Source organism: Cetobacterium sp., assembly GCF_048470075.1.
Lineage (GTDB): Bacteria > Fusobacteriota > Fusobacteriia > Fusobacteriales > Fusobacteriaceae > Cetobacterium_A.
Window position 1 is genome coordinate 1 of the sequence record NZ_DBGBQB010000096.1, and the last position, 1,776, is coordinate 1,776.

Here is a 1,776-nt window from a genome sequence, read left to right on the forward strand (position 1 = left end):
GTCCCTATAGATATTTTAATATTGACTGTAGCGATATTTTGTGGGAGGAGTTAAAACTAAATTTTGTTGAAGCTCTAATATGTTGTAAAAAAAATAATGGTGAATTTCTTGTTCTTCATACAAATGAAGCTAAAAGAAAGGACAGTTCTAAAAAAGAGATTGAAAAAAAGTTAAATGAGCTATTACTTTTAGCTAAAGAGATTGGAGTTCAAATATTAGTAGAAAATGTTGGTGTTGGTAGAAATATGATCTACTCTCAAAAAGAGTTTGAAAAATTGATTTTACAAAATAATCTTAAAGCTCTAATTGATATTGGACATCTCCTAGCTAATAACTGGGATTTAAATGAGATATTAAAAAATTTAAAAGACCGTATTATGGCTTATCATATACATAGTAATGATGGTAAACAAGATTTACATCAATCTATTTTTAATGAAACATTTGATGGGGAAAAAATTTTAAAGACAATTCTTTCAGAAACTCCAAATGCAAAATTGGTTTTTGAATATTCCCCAATAACAGATAAAAAAATACTTCTAGAGGATTTAAAAAGAGTAGAGGAGATACAAGTTTAATGAAACAATATAAAGGATATCTTTTTGATATTGATGGTACAATCTTACTTGGAAATACACTTATTCCAGGAGCAAAAGAAAAAATAGAGGAGTTAAGAAGAGATAATAAAAAAATTGGCTTCTTTACAAACAACTCTTCAAAAAATCCTAAAAAATATGTTGAAAAATTTAAAGAGTTTGGAATAGAGGCTAAATTAGATGAGATAATAACGGCTGGAATAGTTTTGTTATCTCATATTAAGAAAAACTATAGAGATAAAAAGGTTTATATAGTGGGAACTGAAGAGTATAAAAATCTATATAGATATGCAGGGATAGACGTCATAGATGAGATTGAAAATTTTGATAATCATGATATTGAGATACTAATAATAGCTTTGGATACAGAGTTAGATTTTAAAAAACTCGAAACGGCTTGCAAACTTTTAAAAAAAGAAATCAAATATTTTGCAGCCAATGAAGATTTGGTATATCCAATTGAAAATAAAGTATATCTTCCTGATTGTAAAGCAATCTGTAAGATGATTGAGCTTTGTACTGGAAAAAAACCAATCTATTTTGGAAAACCCAATGCCGTTATGCTAAGTTATGCCCTTGATAAACTAGAGTTAGATAAAGAGGATGTTGTTATTGTAGGAGATAGGCTTTATACTGATATAGCCTGCGGAAATATAAACGGTTGTGATACAATTTTAGTTTTAAGTGGAGAAGCCACAGGTAAGGAGAATACCATATATAAACCCAACTATATTTTAGAAGATATTAGTAAAATTTAGTACAAATTAGAGATGATTTTCTCACTTTTTTAAGTGATGAGATGAATCTCTTTTTTGTTAAAAAAAATAACAAAGAGCTAGTTATATATACGCTAACTCTTGGGACTATACCAAATTTAGTGTAAATTAACTTCTTAGCTATCAAATTTTAAATGTCCAAATAGGCTATCTTAGATTAGATACTCCAAGGTACTTCTTACTAAGATAGCTTTTTTTATTTTAAATATTTTTCTAAACGTTCTCCATACTCTATTGATAACATTCTTAGGATTCCTTCCCAACCTCTGACTTTTTGGTTCCACTTTTTCATAATATTTTTACTAGAAAGAAAAAGAACCTTTAATAAAGCATCTTCACTAGGATAAATAGATCTAGAATTACTAACTTTTCTAAACTGACTATTTAAACTTTCAATTATATTA

At 27.6% G+C, this 1,776-nt stretch carries 2 protein-coding genes and 1 pseudogene; 2 read left to right on the forward strand and 1 reads right to left on the reverse strand.

Translation table 11 applies throughout. The features are described 5' to 3' along the window. Together ACMOUI_RS03635 and ACMOUI_RS03640 are read left to right on the forward strand one after the other, a co-directional pair. Positions 1-578: TIM barrel protein (locus ACMOUI_RS03635; RefSeq protein ID WP_418964383.1), on the forward strand; the 578-nt coding region annotated here is incomplete at its 5' end. Further along, a complete protein-coding gene (locus ACMOUI_RS03640) occupies positions 578-1,354 on the forward strand; it encodes an HAD-IIA family hydrolase (RefSeq protein WP_418964384.1) in 777 nt (258 codons plus the stop codon). The genes ACMOUI_RS03635 and ACMOUI_RS03640, both read left to right, overlap by 1 nt. Before the next feature lie 214 nt (positions 1,355-1,568). On the opposite strand, the pseudogene ACMOUI_RS03645 reads toward ACMOUI_RS03640, so the two are convergent. Then, positions 1,569-1,776, reverse strand: a pseudogene (locus ACMOUI_RS03645) (IS256 family transposase); the annotation flags it as partial.